16 protein-coding genes are annotated in these 16,641 nt (G+C 61.9%); 12 read left to right on the top strand and 4 right to left on the bottom strand.

Translation table 11 applies throughout. From position 1 onward, the window contains the following. Window position 1 precedes the first annotated feature (1 nt). On the top strand, window positions 2-1,309 hold the full coding sequence (locus tag E3T51_RS10780; protein WP_134529842.1) for a DUF58 domain-containing protein: 1,308 nt from the start codon (window positions 2-4) through the stop codon (window positions 1,307-1,309). Window positions 1,310-1,411: 102 nt separating this feature from the next. Here the strand turns inward: E3T51_RS10780 and E3T51_RS10785 are convergent, their stop codons facing one another. Continuing rightward, complete coding sequence (locus tag E3T51_RS10785) at window positions 1,412-2,407, bottom strand: stage II sporulation protein M (RefSeq protein WP_134529843.1); 996 nt, start codon at window positions 2,405-2,407, stop codon at window positions 1,412-1,414. 17 nt (window positions 2,408-2,424) lie between these two features. On the opposite strand from E3T51_RS10785, the gene E3T51_RS10790 reads away from it, so the two are divergent. Continuing rightward, window positions 2,425-3,276: an RDD family protein gene (locus E3T51_RS10790; protein ID WP_134529844.1), complete on the top strand. Its 852-nt coding sequence runs from the start codon at window positions 2,425-2,427 to the stop codon at window positions 3,274-3,276. 180 nt (window positions 3,277-3,456) lie between these two features. Further along, on the top strand, window positions 3,457-4,458 hold the full coding sequence (locus tag E3T51_RS10795; RefSeq protein WP_134529845.1) for an isopenicillin N synthase family dioxygenase: 1,002 nt from the start codon (window positions 3,457-3,459) through the stop codon (window positions 4,456-4,458). Window positions 4,459-4,536: 78 nt separating this feature from the next. Here the strand turns inward: E3T51_RS10795 and E3T51_RS10800 are convergent, their stop codons facing one another. After that, entirely contained in the window at window positions 4,537-5,289 is a 753-nt protein-coding gene (locus E3T51_RS10800; protein ID WP_134529846.1) for a dienelactone hydrolase family protein, read from the bottom strand. 156 nt (window positions 5,290-5,445) lie between these two features. Here E3T51_RS10800 and E3T51_RS10805 point away from each other — a divergent pair, with 156 nt between their 5' ends. From E3T51_RS10805 to E3T51_RS10835, 7 genes are all read left to right on the top strand, one after another. Continuing rightward, a complete protein-coding gene (locus tag E3T51_RS10805; protein WP_134529847.1) occupies window positions 5,446-5,979 on the top strand; it encodes a DUF488 domain-containing protein in 534 nt (177 codons plus the stop codon). A 91-nt stretch (window positions 5,980-6,070) separates the two neighbouring features. After that, window positions 6,071-6,280 carry a hypervirulence associated TUDOR domain-containing protein gene (locus tag E3T51_RS10810; protein WP_134529848.1) on the top strand — a complete coding sequence of 70 codons (210 nt, stop codon included), beginning with the start codon at window positions 6,071-6,073 and terminating at the stop codon, window positions 6,278-6,280. A gap of 168 nt (window positions 6,281-6,448) precedes the next feature. Continuing rightward, the gene (locus tag E3T51_RS10815; protein WP_134529849.1) at window positions 6,449-6,715 is read left to right on the top strand and encodes a carboxymuconolactone decarboxylase family protein; all 267 of its coding nucleotides are present in this window, start codon (window positions 6,449-6,451) and stop codon (window positions 6,713-6,715) included. 216 nt (window positions 6,716-6,931) lie between these two features. Next, window positions 6,932-9,343, top strand: coding sequence for a nitric-oxide reductase large subunit (locus E3T51_RS10820; protein ID WP_241989274.1), 2,412 nt, complete (start codon window positions 6,932-6,934; stop codon window positions 9,341-9,343). After that, window positions 9,343-10,107 carry a hypothetical protein gene (locus E3T51_RS10825; RefSeq protein ID WP_134529850.1) on the top strand — a complete coding sequence of 255 codons (765 nt, stop codon included), beginning with the start codon at window positions 9,343-9,345 and terminating at the stop codon, window positions 10,105-10,107. Before E3T51_RS10820 ends, E3T51_RS10825 begins: the two co-directional genes overlap by 1 nt. After that, a complete protein-coding gene (locus tag E3T51_RS10830; protein ID WP_134529851.1) occupies window positions 10,107-10,985 on the top strand; it encodes a slipin family protein in 879 nt (292 codons plus the stop codon). The genes E3T51_RS10825 and E3T51_RS10830 overlap by 1 nt, the downstream gene beginning before the upstream one ends. Beyond that, window positions 10,982-11,251, top strand: coding sequence for a hypothetical protein (locus E3T51_RS10835; protein WP_104193175.1), 270 nt, complete (start codon window positions 10,982-10,984; stop codon window positions 11,249-11,251). The genes E3T51_RS10830 and E3T51_RS10835 overlap by 4 nt, the downstream gene beginning before the upstream one ends. 63 nt (window positions 11,252-11,314) lie before the next feature. On the opposite strand, the gene E3T51_RS17160 is transcribed toward E3T51_RS10835, so the two are convergent. Together E3T51_RS17160 and E3T51_RS10840 are read right to left on the bottom strand one after the other, a co-directional pair. Next, complete coding sequence (locus tag E3T51_RS17160; RefSeq protein ID WP_241989275.1) at window positions 11,315-11,536, bottom strand: hypothetical protein; 222 nt, start codon at window positions 11,534-11,536, stop codon at window positions 11,315-11,317. Then, window positions 11,533-12,642 (bottom strand): L-lactate MFS transporter, encoded by a 1,110-nt coding sequence (locus E3T51_RS10840; protein WP_241989276.1) that lies wholly within the window; start codon window positions 12,640-12,642, stop codon window positions 11,533-11,535. Before E3T51_RS10840 ends, E3T51_RS17160 begins: the two co-directional genes overlap by 4 nt. A gap of 711 nt (window positions 12,643-13,353) precedes the next feature. Here E3T51_RS10840 and E3T51_RS10845 point away from each other — a divergent pair. Then, window positions 13,354-15,648, top strand: coding sequence for an FdhF/YdeP family oxidoreductase (locus E3T51_RS10845; protein ID WP_134529852.1), 2,295 nt, complete (start codon window positions 13,354-13,356; stop codon window positions 15,646-15,648). A gap of 389 nt (window positions 15,649-16,037) precedes the next feature. Next, complete coding sequence (locus E3T51_RS10850) at window positions 16,038-16,283, top strand: hypothetical protein (protein WP_104193178.1); 246 nt, start codon at window positions 16,038-16,040, stop codon at window positions 16,281-16,283. Window positions 16,284-16,641 lie beyond the last annotated feature (358 nt).

Genomic DNA, 16,641 nt, shown 5'->3' on the forward strand with positions numbered 1-16,641 from the left:
GATGACGCTCAGCGGACGGTTCGTTCTTCTCCTCGCCCTCGGCGTGGTGCCTGTCGTGCTGTTCGGGCTCGATACCGTGGCCGCCACGGGCGTTCTCCTTCTCTGGCTGCTCGTGGTGTTCGTGCTTGGCGCCCTTGACCTCGTGTTGGCGGCGTCTCCGCGTGCCGTGACGGTCGAACGGATGCTGCCCGCCCGGGTTCGACTCGGGGAATCCGTCACGAGCGAGCTGTACCTCACCAACACCGGACGCCGCCGCCTGGTCGGCGTGGTGCGGGATGCCTGGCAACCGTCGGCGGGCGCCGGACACAATCGCAGCCGGGTTGTGATTCCATCCGGGGAACGGCGGCTCGTCTCGCTCACGCTCACCCCGTTTCGGCGCGGGGAACGACGGGTCGAACAGGTGACGGTGCGCTCGCGCGGGCCGCTCGGCTTGTGGAACCGCCAGGCCACGCTGAACGCGCCGGGGCGCATCCGCGTATTGCCTCCCTTTCACGCCCGTAAACACCTGCCCTCGAGAATTACGCGACTCAAGGAGCTCGACGGACGCACGAGCGTGATGGTGCGTGGGCAAGGCACCGAGTTCGATTCGTTGCGCGAATACGTGCGCGGCGACGACGTACGCTCGATCGACTGGCGCGCCACTGCCCGGCGCAACGATGTGATGGTGCGCACCTGGCGACCGGAGCGCGATCGCCGCGTCGTCATTCTGCTCGACACCGGTCGAACCTCGGCGGCGCGGGTCGATAACGAGCCGCGCCTCGACACCGCCTTCGAGGCTTCCCTGCTGCTCGCCGCGCTCACCTCGGTTGCCGGCGACCGGGTGGACTTTCTCGCGTTCGATCGCCGGGTGCGCGGCCGGGTGCAGGGTGCCAGCGGGGCCGCTCTGCTCTCGCAGATGGTCGATTCGATGGCCCTGATCGAGCCGGAGCTCATCGAGATGGACTGGGCCGCCGTTCCCGGGCAGGTGCGGTCCATCACCAGCCAGCATGCCCTGGTCGTGGTGCTCACCTCGGTCGACGCCGCGGGCGCGTCGACCGGGCTGCTGTCGGTGCTGCCCCAGCTCACCAAACGGCACACGGTAGTCGTGGCCTCCGTGCTCGACCCCGCCACCGTGCTCGCCGCAGCCACCCGCGGCGGTCGTGACGAGATTTACCGGGCGGCGGCGGCGGAACGGGCCCTGCTCGACGTGGCTCGCGTGTCCGCCGCTATCCGTCGACTGGGAGCGGATGTTGTCACCGCCTCGCCAGAGCAGCTCCCGCCGGCCCTGGCCGACCGTTACATTGCCCTGAAGGCTGCCGGCCGGCTCTGACGTCCCGACTGCTGCAAAGAATCGTCTGTGTCAGAATCAGTCCCAGTGGTCGACCCCGTGGGGCGCCAGAGATGACCGTGTCAGATCTCGGCAGTCCGGGCGTCAGGCTGCGTAGATTCGGGTGCTTCCGGCCTCAAATTCGCTCAGGTCGCCGGTTTCACCAGCGCGAGTGGCGCGGCCGCCGAGCACGATCATGTACGTCAGGAATGCGCCAAGCGCGATGGCTCCGATGCCGATCTTGATCGGCCATGGCCACGGCTGCGAGGTGACGAATCCCTCGATGATGCCCGAGACCAACAGTACGAAGACCAGGCCGATTGCCACCGTGAACAGCGCGCGGCCGTCTTCGGCGAGTGCCTGCCCGCGGGTGCGGGCACCGGGGGCGATCCAGGCCCAGAAGATGAGCAGCCCTCCGGCCGCTGCCACGAAGATGGCGGTGAGTTCGAGCAGTCCGTGCGGAGCAATGTAGAGAAAGAATACGTCGCCCTTGTCGTAGGCGAACATGATCGCCGCTGTGGTGCCGATGCTCATGGCGTTTTGAAGGATAATAAACGGCACGTAGACCCCGGTGATGCCAAAGGCGATGCACTGCGCGGCGATCCAGGCGTTGTTCGTCCAGACAAATCCGGTGAATGACGCCGCAGGGTTCGCCGAGTAGTAGCCGACGAAGTCCTCGTTGGCCAGCTGCGCGAGTTGGGCCTCCGTTCCCAGATTCGCGAGCACTTCTGGATTGTTGTACGCCCACACCGCGTACAGGCCCGCGACCAAGAAGGTGACCGCGGCGACCGCGAGGGTGAGCCAACGCAGCCGATAGAGGGCCGCAGGCAGCTGGGCAACGAAAAATCGCGGAATTTGCGCCAACACATTGGCACTCACTCCCGTGAAACGCAGCCGGGCGCGAGAGAGGCCAACTGACAGCCGGTCGCCTTCGAGAGTAGACCCGGCAGTCGACTTGATCGCTGACAGCTGGGTGGCACCGGCCTGATAGCGCTCGATGAGTTCGTCAGCTTCGGCACCGTTCAGTGCCCGCCGGGCCCCGAGCTCGGTCAGGCGGTCCCAGTCGGCGCGATGCGCGGCCGTGTAAGCGTCGAGATCCATCTGGTTCAATAGTAGACATGAACGCGACCGATCGTGCCGACCGTTACAGCGATCTGACTCGCGACGACGAGCTCGTAACCGGCGAGGCAGTCGCGCTCGACGTGCGCCCTGCCAGCGTCATTCTGCGCGCTGCCGGCTCGATCATCGATACGATCGCGTATCTCGCCCTGTACCTGCTCATTCTCCTGGCCTTCTTTACGACCGTCGCGGTCTCTACCGACACCGCTCTCACTCAGGCCATCTCGGTTGCGGCCCTCGTCTTCTCCGTTCTGATCGTGCCGGTGCTGGTCGAAACCCTGACGCACGGTCGATCTCTCGGCAAACTCGCCATCGGTGCTCGCATCGTGCGCGACGACGGCGGAGCAATCTCCCTGCGCCACGCATTCATTCGAGCCCTGACGGGCGTGCTCGAGATCATCATGACCGTCGGTGGTCTCGCCGCCATTACGGCCCTGCTCAACGGCCGATCGAAGCGCCTCGGCGACCTCCTGGCTGGCACGTACAGCCAGCACGAGCGCGTCCAGCGCAACAAAGAGGTCCCGCGACCGCTGCCTGAATCGCTGCTGCCGTGGTCGCAGACCGTCGATATCGCCAGGCTGCCCGACCAGCTCGCTCGGCGCGTGGCCCAGTTCCTGCGGCAGTCACCTCACCTGACCCGGCCGACCCGCGAACGTCTGGCCCAGACCCTGGCAGCGGAGGCCACTCCGTTCGTCTCTCCACTACCCGATGTTCCGGCTGAACTCTTCCTCATTGGAGTCGCCGCCGTGCGCCGAGAACGTGAATACACCGCTCTCCTCCTCGAGCGCGAACGTTTGGCTCGCCTCGCCCCGGTCCTGACCGGCCTCCCCCACGGCTTCCCGAATCGCTGATTCGGCAGTACGGGCCGCGCGGAGTGAGTGATCTGGCCAGGATCATCGGCCGCTCTTTCGACGATTGGACATGAACCAGGTTCTCCGTACCTCCCGCCGCGCTCGTGGGGATGGCGTGGAAATTCGCCGGTGGCATTTAGTCAATTCGCGGCGTGGCCTGCTCGGTGTCAAACTTGAATCATGGCGTTTTCACTTCCAATCCTTGATTTCTCTCAACTCGACGCTGGCGAGGCCGAAGCTACGGCATTCCGCGCTGAACTCCTGCGTGTCACCCACGAGGTCGGGTTCTTCTATCTGACCGGCCACGGTGTCGACCCGCAGCTCACGAAGGAGCTCCTCGCCGTGTCGCGCGAGTTCTTTGATCTGCCAGCCGAGCAGAAACTCAAGTCGGAAAACATCCACAGTCCGCAGTTTCGCGGTTATACCCGCGTCGGCGGGGAGCTCACCGCCAACGCCGTCGATTGGCGCGAGCAGATCGACATCGGGGTAGACCGCGAGCCCGTGCCCCGCGCCGCTGGAACTCCAGATTATTGGCGCCTCGAGGGCCCGAACCTCTGGCCGGAGTCCTTGCCCGAGCTGAAGACCGTCGCCCTACGCTGGAATGAGGAGCTGAGCCGCATCGCGCTTCGCCTGCTGCGCGCCTGGGCGCTCGCCCTCGGCAGCCCCGAGAACGTCTTCGACGCCGTTTTCGCCGAAAACCCCTTTCTCCTGACCAAGATCGTGCGGTATCCCGGTCAGCCTGAATGTGCCCAGGGTGTGGGCGAGCACCGCGACGGCGGAGTTCTCACGCTGCTGCTCGTCGAACCGAACAAGGACGGTCTGCAAGTCGAGCACGACGGTGAGTGGATCGATGCTCCCCCGCTCGACGGTGCCTTCGTCGTGAATATCGGCGAAATGCTGGAACTGGCAACGGATGGCTATCTCAAAGCCACCCTGCACCGGGTCTTCTCCCCCAAAGACGGATCCGACCGCATCTCCGTGCCGTTCTTCTTCAACCCCGCACTCGACACCGTCATGCCGCGGCTGCAGCTCGACGAGAGCCTGTCTCGTGAGGCTCGCGGGCTCTCCGCCGACCCAACCAACAGTCCCATTCTCGAAACCGCCTATGGTGACAACGCACTGCGCTACCGCCTACGCGCCCACCCCAACGTGGCCGCCGCCCACCACGCCGATCTGCTCTAACCCCATATGACGGATGACGTCCAGGCCGAGGCATCCGTCCCCATGTCACGCCCCGGGTATCGTCGATTGTGGCGGTCTTTACGGAAATGGATGGTTGGCCTGGCGTAAATGGGTTTGCAGAAAAAGGGCTGTTTGCTCGAATGCGTCTGCTGCCTCGTCTGCGGCGTGGCGCGGAAGGTCCGGGTCCAGGGCGAAGCCGTGGCGGACTTTGGGATAAACCACCACCGCGGATTGCGTGGCGCTGTTGGTTAGGATTTCGCGCATCCGTAGAATGTCACGGGCGGGGGTACTGGCATCTTGGCCGGCATATATGCCTAGCCAAGGTGCTTTGAGCACGCGTGCCGCATCGATTCCGCTGAGGACACCAGGCCAGCGCGGAGAAGCCAAGTTGCCGCCGTAGAAGGTGACTGCGGCATCGATATGCAGTGCTGCTGCCGCCCACAAGGCGAGGGTGCCTCCCATGGAGAACCCAATTACCGCTATTTTCTGTGCTCCCTGGGCACGAATCCAGGCCTGGGCGCTCTCGATGTCAAGTATGAGCCCTGCTCTGGTGAGGGTGTTGTGGTATCGGCGGGCTTGTGCGAATTTTCCACCGGTGACGACGGGGTCTGCGATGCGGTGGTAAAGATGCGGCGCTGCGGTGATGTAACCGCAATCGGCCAGGCGGACGACGAGATCGGCAACTGGCGTGGAGAGGCCCCAGATTTCGTGAAGCACGATGACTCCAGCCCGTGCCACGCTGGCTGGCACTGACACTGTCAGTGGGACACCACCCTCCCCGGCAGTTTCAATCGCGCGCGAATGGTCGAAACGATGCGGGATCGGTTGCATGCTTTCTCCGTTCGTTCAGGGACTCCCTTGGGCAGCGGTGTTATCGGGGATATCTGCGCCTGGCTCGTGTGAACCGGCGGGCTGGAGCGAGGAAGCTTCGTCACTGATCAGGTTAGCGACGGCGTCACGCTTCCGCAGGTGCGGTTCAATGGGAGCATGGCTGGAACCTGTGTGTACACGATCGGGCACTCGACTCATCCCATCGATGAGTTCGTTGGAATGTTGAAAGCCCGGGGCATCGAACGACTCATCGACGTGCGCACCGTTCCGGGGTCTCGTCACAACCCACAATTTGGGGAGCACGAACTCGTCACAAGCATGCCGGAAGCAGGTATCGACTATCAGCGACTCGCCAAGCTCGGCGGGCTGCGGCACACCCCGGCGGCAGAGGCATCTATCAATGGGGCGTGGCGCAACAAGAGCTTTCGCAACTACGCCGATTACATGCAAACGCCAGAGTTTGTCGCCGGTGTCGACGAGTTAGTGGCGCTGGCGAGGAAGCAGACGGTGGCGATCATGTGTGCCGAGGCCGTGCCCTGGCGTTGTCACCGATCACTGATCGGGGACGCGTTGTTGGCTCGGGGCTTTCAGGTTGCCGACATCATGAGCCTGACCTCGACCAAGCCGCACACCCTGACCAGCTTTGCCAAGGTCGATGGTGATCGCGTCTGGTACCCACCGGAAGAGTGATCAATAAGGGGACAAATCCAGATCGCGTCGACGAAGTGCTGCGAATATGGTGAAGAGATTCGGCAACAGTGTGGCAGCGGAAGGTACACCTATGATGAAAAAATTCTCAGTCAACGATCACGTGCGCTGGAACTCCGAGGTCGGTCATGTGCACGGCACCATCACGAAGATTCATACGAAGGACGTAAAATTCAAAGGCCGCATTCGCCGTTGCAGTCTTGATGATCCGCAGTACGAGATCACGAGCGACACGACCGACCATGTCGCGATGCATAAGGGCGAGGCACTGACGAAAATCTAGCCGTGCGCGGCAACCGATTGGATACCAACGCGAACGCGCAAACGGCCTATACCTGCGGGCAGCGCGGCGGGCATCGATCAGCGCCGCGTCGACGTGCTAGCTGGCTAGGAAGAGGCGCCAAACGTGTACTCCGAGCGCGAACGCGCAGCCATCGCACTCTCTGAGGCTGTGACCCTCATCGGAAACGGCGGTGTGTCGGACTCATTGTGGGGGCAGGTGAGGAAATCATCCGAGGAGAGGGAAATCGTGCAGCTGTTGATGGCCATCGCCGCCATCAACGTGTGGAATCGCCTGGCGGTCAGCTTCACCAGAGCCTTCCGCGACAAACGGCCCAACAATCACGCTACCCGCCCGATCGGGGGGATGGTCGGCGGACCTCGAGCCGTGTGCTCTTCCGTCGGACTGCGGCTTTTTTGGGAAGAGCGGGCCCGTTGACGGCGGACCACGCCGATGGGATTGCGCGCGTATACGGAACTTCAGATTCAGGTCGTCAGTTATTTGTAACGGCCGATCCGACGCGAAACCCATTAAAAAGCAATTTGATTCTTTTATTTCCACTAGCCTCAAAGCACGGCTACGACCCGTCTGGGGAGCCGTGAGGCAAGAGGGAAGGTTCCCCGCGTGGTTCGAATTCGAGCAAAAGCAAAACAGGTGCGATCTGAGTTGATGGTCTCCAAGGGGTGGATCCAGGGGGTGGCCCTGGTGATGGTCTTTGGTTTTGCCGTCATGGGTTTTCTCGCATTGAGGACCTACACCGATTCGATGCCCCAGCCGAAACAGGTGGTCGACTCGCAGGGTGAGGTTGTTTTCACGGGCGCTGAGATCACTGATGGGCAGCAGACGTTCGCCGGTCGTGGACTGCAGCAGTACGGCTCGATCATGGGTCACGGCGGGTACCTGGGACCGGATTACACCGCCGACTATCTGCGTCGCTCGGCCGAGTTCGTGCTGGAGGCCCTCACCGCTTCGGGTGTGCAGGACCCGCAGGGCGAACTGGTCGAGATGATGCGCACCAACCGCTACGACGCCACCTCGGGTGACCTGATCTTTACCGACCTGCAGATCGCCGCCTTTGAGGACATCACTCAGCACTACGCTGAGTATTTCGGTTCTCCGACCACGCAATACGGGCTCATTCCCAACGTCATCACCGACCCGGCGGAGGTGCACGAGCTCACGGCTTTCTTTGCTTGGACGGCCTGGGCATCCGCTGCCGAACGGCCGGGACACGACTATTCCTACTCGAATAACTGGCCAGCGGAACCGCTCGTTGACAATGCGCCCACCGCCGACATCATTGTCTGGAGTGCGCTCTCGCTGATATCCCTGCTGGTCGCCCTCGGCGCGCTTTTTGGCTTGTACGGTCGGTGGAGCAAGAAAATGGGCTGGCAGCACGGGGAAGAGACCCCAGCGTTGTCATTCCGGCAGCCGGGCGAGGTGAAGGTGACCCCGGCGCAGTCCGCCACAGCCTGGTTCTTCTTTGTCGTCGCACTGATGTTCCTCGCTCAGGCGTTTCTCGGGGCTGCCATCGAGCACTACCGGGCCGACCTATCCAGCTTCTTCGGTATCGACCTCGCGCAGATTCTGCCGTTCAATCTTGCGCGCACCTGGCATGTGCAGCTCTCGTTGTTGTGGACGGCCGCGTCGTTCCTCGCCGCTGGTATTTTTCTCGCGCCATACATCTCCGGGCGCGAACCGAAGCGCCAGCACTGGCTTGCCTATGGGTTGCTTGGCGCGCTCGCTGTCGTTATCGCGGGCTCCTTCGTCGGCGAGGCGATGAGTGTTTTCGGTGTCGAAGCGGCTAAGGACTCGATCTTCTGGGGTATGCAGTGGGAGTACATTGACCTGCCGAAGGTGTGGCAGGGGATGCTCGTTGTTGGCCTGACGCTGTGGATCGTGATTATCTACCGTGGTATTCGGGCTCGGCTCAAGTCAGAGCACCGTTTCAACTTGCCATGGCTGTTTTTCTATTCGGGCCTCGCGATTCCCGCGTTCTACGCGGTGGGTATGCTGGCCGGCACCGAGGTGCACCTCAGCGTGGCTGAATTCTGGCGTTTCTGGGTCGTACATCTCTGGGTTGAGGACTTCCTGGAATTGTTCACGACCGTCATGGTCGCGTACATCTTCGTGATGCTCGGCGTCGTACGGCACAAAATTGCTATGCAGATCATTCTGCTCGACGTTATTCTCTACTCCGCCGGCGGAATCCTTGGCACCATGCATCACCTGTATTTCTCGGGAACCCCGGTAGAGCACATGGCGCTGGGGGCGTTCTTTTCCGCCCTCGAAGTGATTCCGCTGACCTTCCTGACCATCGAGGCGTGGAGTTTTCTGCAGCTCGGGTCGCGGCAGGAGTCCCGCAGCTCGGCCCCGTTCCCTCACCGCTGGGCGGTCATGTTCCTCGTGGCGGTCGGGTTCTGGAACTTCCTCGGCGCGGGGGTTTTTGGATTCCTGATCAATTTGCCGATCATTTCGTACTACGAGATCGGTACGGCCCTCACGGCCAACCATGCCCATGCCGCCATGATGGGTGTCTACGGGATGCTCGGGGTCGGCTTGGCTCTGTTCGCCTTGCGTTATCTGATTCCAGCGAACCGCTGGCCCGATCGGCTGGCAAAATTGTCGTTTTGGTGCCTCAACCTCGGGCTGGCGTGGATGACGTTCGCGACCCTGCTGCCGCTCGGTGTCATTCAACTGTGGCATTCCATCAACGACGGGTACTTCGAGGCGCGCAGCCTGAACTTCATCACCGAACCCGGTAATGCCGTGCTTGAGTGGCTGCGGTTGCCCGGTGACGTACTCTTCATCGTCGGCGGTGTTATGCCGTTTGTTTGGATCGCATGGCTCGGCGTGCGCTACCGCATCAAGGGCAGTACCCAGGATGTACCCATGGAGGCGCTGTTTGTGGAAGCGCAGCCGGCGGCATCCGTCTCGGCGTACCGTGCCGAACCGACGATCGAAGACGGGTCCCCGGCCGGAAGCACGAGCGGATACGCCTCGGACAACCGATCGGCCACCGAATCAAATACCGACGATGGTACCCGCCCGGTGGACGGCTCCTGATGGGGGCCATCGATTCGGAGGTCTGGTTCGCGCTCACCTACGGCGGATTTCTGCTGATGGTGGCGCACATCCTCGACCTTCTCGCGCGGCGGACCGCTACCAAGACGACCGCCGCGCGGTCGGGGGGCTTCACCTACCACGAAGACCACGACGCCTGGAAATGCTCGGAAGACCAGTGGCTGTGGCCGATCTCCTTCGACCCGGACAACCGGGTGACGCGCTATCAGGCTAGTGCGACCGTGTGCAATCCGTGCCCGGTGAAAGACACCTGCACGACCTCGGACGCCGGCCGTCAGGTTGCCCGCAACATCGACCCCTGGCCGAGTTCGGAGGCGGAGCGATTCCACCGGGGAATCGCCTGCGTCGTGGTAGTACTCGGCCTGGTCTGGCCGCTAGCCACGATGCTGCAACAGCGCACCGGGGTTGAACTCGTGATCCTGGGGGCGGCAGCTGTCACCATCGCCGTGTGTAGCTGGCCGCTCTGGTCGCACCTGCGGCGCAGCCCGGCCGGGTTTCCCGCACACCTGCGCCACGAAGGTCTCGACGAGAGTGTCGCCACTCGGGAAGCCGGCCGCCTCAGGGAAGTCGCCCGCGGCTACGGCAACATCAGAAAAACCGGTCCGAGACAGGTTCCCGGCCCCGCCAAAACGACAGGAGACACCGTGCATTCACCGTATTCCACCCGCTGGACCGAACGGGAAGCGGAAGCCGACCCCGGCCTACCCGGCGCGGCCACCGCCGGGACCCGAGAGAAAAATCGCTGATGGCGTGGCTGATTGTGCTCCTGATCGTGCTCGGCCTGGTATTGATCTGGTTCGCGGCCTCGTTCAAGGTCTTGCAGGAATACGAACGGGGCGTCACTTTTCGATTTGGGCGGTTGCGTCCAATTCGCCAGCCCGGAGTGCAGATCGTCTTCCTCGGGATCGACACCATGGTCCGCGTCGATCTGCGCATCGTGACGCTCACGATTCCGCCGCAGGACGTCATCACCAAGGACAACGTACCCGCCCGGGTTAATGCGGTCGTGCTGTTCCAGGTCACCGACCCGGTTCGGTCGGTGATGGGAGTGGAAAACCACGCTGTTGCTACCTCGCAGATGGCGCAGACCACACTGCGGTCCGTCGTCGGGCGTGCCGACCTCGACACCCTGCTGGCGCACCGCGCCGATCTCAACGAGGATCTCGCCCGCAACATCAACGCCCAGACCGAACCGTGGGGCGTTCAGGTCAAGGTCGTCGAGATCAAGGATGTGGAGATCCCGCAGGCGATGCAGCGGGCGATGGCCCGCGAGGCAGAAGCCGAGCGGGAGCGTCGCGCGAAGATCATCAACGCACACGGTGAGTTGCAGGCCTCGGAGGAACTCGGTCAAGCAGCCGAGATCCTCAGCCGCAACCCGGCGTCGTTGCAGCTGCGCTATTTGCAGACGCTGCTCGAGCTCGGAGCCGACCATAACTCCACGGTGGTCTTCCCGCTGCCGATGGATATCATCGGGCCGTTCCTGAATAAGATCCCGCAGTGGCTCGACAAGCAGGCGGCCACCGGGTCTCTGCCGACTGCCGGCAGTGTCCCGGCGCCCGCGGCGGCACCGGCCTCCCCGCCGGTTGCCGTTCCCGTTCCCGTTCCGGAAGGGAGTTACTCATGAGTGAGGTCCTGCGGGAGAAGAACCGCACCGGCTCGACCGCGCACCGCACCCGGTGCATCCGACTGATGCTCGTGGGATCGTTCATCGGCTTGTTCACGCCGATCCTGGGTTTTCTTATCGGCACGATCGTGCGGGCCGACGTGACAGTTGGCGGACTGGAGCCGCTGCTGTTCTGGATGCTCATCGGTATGTTTGTCGGGATGGCCGGAACAGGCGTCGCCATTCTGGGTGCCCTGCAATGGGTCTCCGGCAAACGATGCGCCTGATCTTGCGCGAAGAGCGGCAGTGGTGCCGGGCGTGCCCGACACCACTGCCGCTCTTCGCTCCTTTTAGCTGACAACCCTCGATAGTTCGTCTACCGCGCTTACGGCAGGTGACTTCGCCTCGTCACCCTTCGGTCGCGGCATTTTAGTGATGATGGGGACGATCACCGACATCAGGGCAATAATGCCCATGACGGTGTAGCCCAGCGTGTAATCCTTGTCCGCGCCGATAAGGGCGGCGATGATTGGCGAGCCGATGATCCCGCCGAGGCTCCACCCGATGATCATGAGTCCATAGATCGCACCAGCGTGTTTGACTCCGAAGAAGTCGCCCGCCGTTGCAGGCATCGTGCCGAACCCGCCCCGAAGCAGAGGTAGACGATGGCGGCGAGGACGAAGAACAGCACGGCGTTGCTGGCGTGGGGGATGACCAGCAAACAGACACCCTGCAAGCCGAGCATCAGACCGAATGTCGTCATCCGACCGGTCTTCCCAGAAACCCACGCCCAAAAGACACGGCCACCTCCATTGAACAGCGCCAGCACTCCGACGAGCGCTGCAGCACCACCGATGCTATAACCGGCGATGTCGATCGCACTCGAGTTGGCCTGGGCGACCAACGCAATACCGACGGTGACGTTAAGGGTGAGAATTGCCGCCAGAAAGTACCACTGCGGTGTCCGTAGGGCCTCTTTTTCGGTGAACTGCTTGTAGCTGTCGTGCGCCTTGCCTGTTGACGCAGGCACCCACCCCGGCACCGTGTATCCGGCTGATGGGTTACGGAAAAACGCCGCGCCGATCAGCGCGAGCACGAGGTAACCGATACCGAGAGGCAGAAAAGCTCGGTTTGGTTCCGTCGGAGTCATGGCGATCAGCCACTGGGCGATGGGCGCGGTCAGGACCGCACCAAATCCGAAGCCGGCGACCGCGAGTCCGGTAATAAGACCGCGCTTGTCGGGGAACCACTTCTGCAACATTGCAATCGGCACGATGTACGCCAAGCCGAGGCCGAACCCGCTGATGACTCCGTAGCCGAGGATCAGGAGCCACAGCTGGGTGTTGTCATGCGAGAGAGCAAACGACGCAAGGATGCATCCAAAACCGTAGATGATGCCGCCGCTAAGGGCCACCGGCCGCGGCCCCTTCTTGTCCTGGATCCTCCCACCAATGTAGCTGCCGATGAAAATCATGCCAATTGTCACGGTAAACGGCAGAGATGCTTCCGGATTGGTGAGCCCCATAGCATCCGGGCTTTGCAACGCTGAGCTGAACACACTCCACGCGTAGACGGCGCCAATCGAGAACTGCAGCAACAGCGCTGCGATCACAATCCCCCACCGTCCCGCCGTCGGTTTTTTGGTCGTTCCGCCGATCACAGTGGCTGATGAATACATAGCTCTACCCTTCCGATGGTTTTGAATAAGTCCCCCACGAGAACACTTATGGCGCACAGCCCATCACTAACCCAGCGCTACGCAACAGCGACCGCAGCTACATTCCCGCCAACGTTTCTTCTGGTGTTGCCAATTCTGCGGCGCAGGAGACTGGAGCCAATACGGCGGCCGGCATCGGTCTGGCGGCGGGCGCCACAAGAAGTCGTGGCGTAGGAGTTAAGCTCCAGACGCGGATTTCGGGACACCAATGGCCAGCGTGACATTTAGAACGCTATAGGTGTTCAGCCGCTCTCAGACGGCTTCTTTCACGAGTAACGAATCATTACGCTAAGCAGGCGACTTTTCGTCGAGTCGTTACCCACTCACCTTTTTAGTCTTATCACCTAATTGAGAGCTTCGCAAATGTTCGGTCCCGACCTGAAGGAGACAAGAACCATTTTCACTATGTCTGCAGATAGTCACGCGCCCGAATCCCCTAGGCCGCAGGCGGGTCCCGGCAGCGCCCACCACTGTCGATCCCGATCCGCTCCGATCCAGGTAAAGAAATTAGCAGGCCCGCAGGATATGCGCCCTTATCATGCGGACTCTGTGACGCGGAAAGCTCTTTTAAATAACAGATGTCCGAAAACAATGTACGTCCATATCGTCGTAAATCTTTTTTCACGGGGTTTCATTGTTTCGGCGATTATTTTTTGGGGGCAGGATAGAAGCATGAAACGTGCAGCACCGGTAAAAGACATCAACGAAGCTAATCTCATCGTCAAGAAACCCAGAACTCACGCAGCGGGCGTCGAAGCCGTCGTGGTGGCGCTGGACCGCGGCATCGCTCAGGCCGGACTGTCCCGCACAGCTCGCTCCTTGCTTCGACTCAATCAACGTGACGGCACCGACTGCCCTGGATGCGCGTGGCCGGAATCCCAGGGGCACCGCAAGACAGCGGAATTCTGCGAGAACGGTGCCAAGGCCGTGGCCGAGGAGAGCACCACGCGCACGGTGGGTCCCGATTTCTGGGCGGAGCATTCCGTCGAGGAGCTGGCGACCAAGACCGAGTACTGGCTGGGCAACCAAGGCCGTATCACGCACCCTGTGGTCATCCGTCCCGGTGACACGCACTATTCTCAAATCAGTTGGGACGACGCCTTCGAGCTCGTCGGGCAGAAAATTCGCGAAAGCACTCCGCAGCGCACGGTGTTCTACACCTCGGGTCGCACGGCGAACGAGTCAGCGTTCATGTACCAGCTCTTTGCCCGGTCGATTGGCACCAACAACCTGCCGGACTGTTCAAACATGTGCCATGAATCCTCTGGGTCGGCGCTGAACCCCACGATCGGTATCGGCAAGGGCACGGTGTCGCTTGACGATATCCACCGGGCCGAGCTCATCTTCGTTGTCGGACAGAACCCCGGCACAAACCATCCCCGCATGCTCTCGGCATTGGCCGCATGCAAGGATAATGGCGGAAAAATCGTCGCAGTGAACCCCCTCCCCGAAGCCGGTCTGTTCAACTTCAAGGACCCGCAGACCCCCACCGGGCTGATCGGAACCGGCACGAACCTCGCCGACGAATTTCTGCAGATCAAGGTCGGGGCCGACCTGGCCCTGTTCCAGGCACTGGGGCATCTCCTGCTTGAGGAAGAAGAGCGCGTTCCGGGCTCGGTCGTGGATCACGCTTTCATCGCCGAGAACACCGATGGGATCGACGCTTACCGGGCCGCCCGCAAGACTATCGACTGGGAGCAGACCGAAGCTGCCACCGGTCTTTCCCGTCTGCAGATCTCGACCGTCGCCCAGATGATGGTCGCTTCCAAAGCCACCATCATCTGCTGGGCGCTCGGCCTTACGCAGCAGCCGCACTCGGTAAACACGCTCAAGGAGATCATCAATCTGCTCCTGCTCCAAGGGAATTTCGGCAAGCCCGGCGCTGGAGCGTGCCCGGTGCGGGGGCACTCCAATGTGCAGGGCGACCGCACTATGGGCGTCTGGGAGAAGCCGCAGGAGCCAATGCTCGCGGCCCTCGACAAAGAATTCTCAATTGAATCTCCACGCGAACATGGCCTCGACTCAGTCGACACCGTGGACGCGTTCGAGAAGAACAATGTTGACGTCTTCATCTCCATGGGCGGAAATTTCGCGTTGGCGTGCTCGGACACCGATCTACTCGAAGCAGCGATGCAGCGCGTAGGCCTGACAGTGAGCGTGTCGACCAAGCCCAACCGGTCGCACGTCCGCCACGGCCTGACCTCATTGATTTTGCCGACCCTTGGCCGAACGGACACGGACGACAAACATCCTGATGGCCGTCAGGTGCTCAGCGTCGAAGACTCCATGTCCGTTGTGCGCACCACCCAGGGGCGCCTGAAGCCGGTCTCCGAGCACATGCTGGCCGAACCTGTGATCATCGCTCGCATGGCTAACGCCACCCTCGGCGCCGACCACGTCATCGACTGGAAGGCCATGGCCGAGGACTACGACGTCATCCGTGACCACATCTCCCGGGTGCTGCCAGGTTTCGCCAACTTCAACGCCCGGCTCAAGACCAAAAACGGCTTTGTATTGCCGAACCCACCGCGCGATACCCGTAGCTTCAAGACCGACATTGGCCTGGCCCGCTTCACGGTGAGCCCGCTGGAATATCTCACCCCAGCGGTCGGCCACCTGATCTTGCAGACCATGCGCAGCCACGACCAGTACAACACGACGTTCTACGGCCTCGACGACCGCTACCGCGGTATCTCCAACGGTCGCCGGGTGATTCTCATCAACGCCGAGGATGCAGCGGAGATGGGGTTTTCCGATCGTGCGCCGGTCGACGTGATTAGTACCTTCCAAGGCGCCGAGCGCCGCGCGGATGACTTTCGTCTCGTGTTCTACCCGACCCCGCGCGGCTGTGCGGCGGCGTACTTCCCCGAGGCCAACGCGTTGATGCACCGCGAGCTTGTGGCGCGGGAATCAAACACCCCCGGCTACAAGGCCATGGCGGTGCGCTTTGTGGCTCGTGCCGAGTAATCTTTTCCGCTGAGCTAACCGACTGAACCGGCCGTTCCAACCGCAAGGGTGGGCGGCCGTGTTCGTTTCATGCGCTGGCGGTGATGGCGTGCGCGTGAACCATGCCTTCCACTCCGTGAGTACTGCTTCGACCCAGAAAGGCTCTACCCGCCACGACTCCTCGCGAGAATGACTCGACGCCAGCGAAACGCCGGCTATTTCAGCTATCTGCACGTGCCTCCCCGCCAGGATGAGACCACCAGGAGCGCTCCGGCCGGCGCAGCACACTGGTCAGTCGCGAGTTCGAGGACTACCGTGATTTGTCTACAGGCTGATGAACGTCGCGCCTAGATCGTTTAGTCTTTGACGCGCGCAAACCCAATGCTCCAGTCCAAAGAGGAGAAGACAGAATGACCCACGAAAACGAAACCCAAGACGAACCCGTTCAAGACCAACATTCCCAACCGGATGACGCCAAGGCGGCAGGGATTCTGATGCAACAAGAAGCTGACCTGGCAGGTCATGACGAGGCGCTCGTTCTAAACGCTCTACATCAGCGCTTTACGGACAGCGGATTGCACATCGACGAGGACACGCTCCACGCTCATGCGCATCGCATCGCCAGCCTCACACCGAATGATTTTTCGAAAAAGTAAACGTGTATGCCACCGCTAGATTCCTAGCGACAGTGCGTGGCCCATATTGTTCGGTGGTGCGCGTGGTGGTGGGCGGCGCGGGGTGGTGGGATATTCGCGGGGTGTCGAGTTTTCGGGGTGTTTTGGGGGTCTCCGCATGCTTTTCGCGGAGGCCCCCAAAACACCCCGAATGTTTGAGCTGAGGAGCGAGTGTCCCGTCGCCCCGCAGAAGTTCAGTTTCTGATCTCAGCCCCCCGCGCGGGATGGGACGATTAACGCACGACGGCCACCCGAAGGTGGCCGTTAACGCAGAAAGGCCACCCGAAGGTGGCCTTTCTGTTTGTTTCTAAGTTAAGTCCGGCGGTGTCCTACTCTCCCA

This window comes from Cryobacterium serini (genome assembly GCF_004404025.1).
Classification (GTDB): domain Bacteria; phylum Actinomycetota; class Actinomycetes; order Actinomycetales; family Microbacteriaceae; genus Cryobacterium; species Cryobacterium serini.

What these genes read in the sequence shown, in the direction of transcription:
- E3T51_RS10780 (WP_134529842.1), top strand. Translation starts at nt 2, where the DNA reads ATGACGCTCAGCGGACGGTTCGTTCTTCTCCTCGCCCTCGGCGTGGTG.
- E3T51_RS10785 (WP_134529843.1), bottom strand. Translation starts at nt 2,407, where the DNA reads ATGGATCTCGACGCTTACACGGCCGCGCATCGCGCCGACTGGGACCGC.
- E3T51_RS10790 (WP_134529844.1), top strand. Translation starts at nt 2,425, where the DNA reads ATGAACGCGACCGATCGTGCCGACCGTTACAGCGATCTGACTCGCGAC.
- E3T51_RS10795 (WP_134529845.1), top strand. Translation starts at nt 3,457, where the DNA reads ATGGCGTTTTCACTTCCAATCCTTGATTTCTCTCAACTCGACGCTGGC.
- E3T51_RS10800 (WP_134529846.1), bottom strand. Translation starts at nt 5,289, where the DNA reads ATGCAACCGATCCCGCATCGTTTCGACCATTCGCGCGCGATTGAAACT.
- E3T51_RS10805 (WP_134529847.1), top strand. Translation starts at nt 5,446, where the DNA reads ATGGCTGGAACCTGTGTGTACACGATCGGGCACTCGACTCATCCCATC.
- E3T51_RS10810 (WP_134529848.1), top strand. Translation starts at nt 6,071, where the DNA reads ATGATGAAAAAATTCTCAGTCAACGATCACGTGCGCTGGAACTCCGAG.
- E3T51_RS10825 (WP_134529850.1), top strand. Translation starts at nt 9,343, where the DNA reads ATGGGGGCCATCGATTCGGAGGTCTGGTTCGCGCTCACCTACGGCGGA.
- E3T51_RS10830 (WP_134529851.1), top strand. Translation starts at nt 10,107, where the DNA reads ATGGCGTGGCTGATTGTGCTCCTGATCGTGCTCGGCCTGGTATTGATC.
- E3T51_RS10835 (WP_104193175.1), top strand. Translation starts at nt 10,982, where the DNA reads ATGAGTGAGGTCCTGCGGGAGAAGAACCGCACCGGCTCGACCGCGCAC.
- E3T51_RS17160 (WP_241989275.1), bottom strand. Translation starts at nt 11,536, where the DNA reads ATGATCATCGGGTGGAGCCTCGGCGGGATCATCGGCTCGCCAATCATC.
- E3T51_RS10840 (WP_241989276.1), bottom strand. Translation starts at nt 12,642, where the DNA reads ATGTATTCATCAGCCACTGTGATCGGCGGAACGACCAAAAAACCGACG.
- E3T51_RS10845 (WP_134529852.1), top strand. Translation starts at nt 13,354, where the DNA reads ATGAAACGTGCAGCACCGGTAAAAGACATCAACGAAGCTAATCTCATC.
- E3T51_RS10850 (WP_104193178.1), top strand. Translation starts at nt 16,038, where the DNA reads ATGACCCACGAAAACGAAACCCAAGACGAACCCGTTCAAGACCAACAT.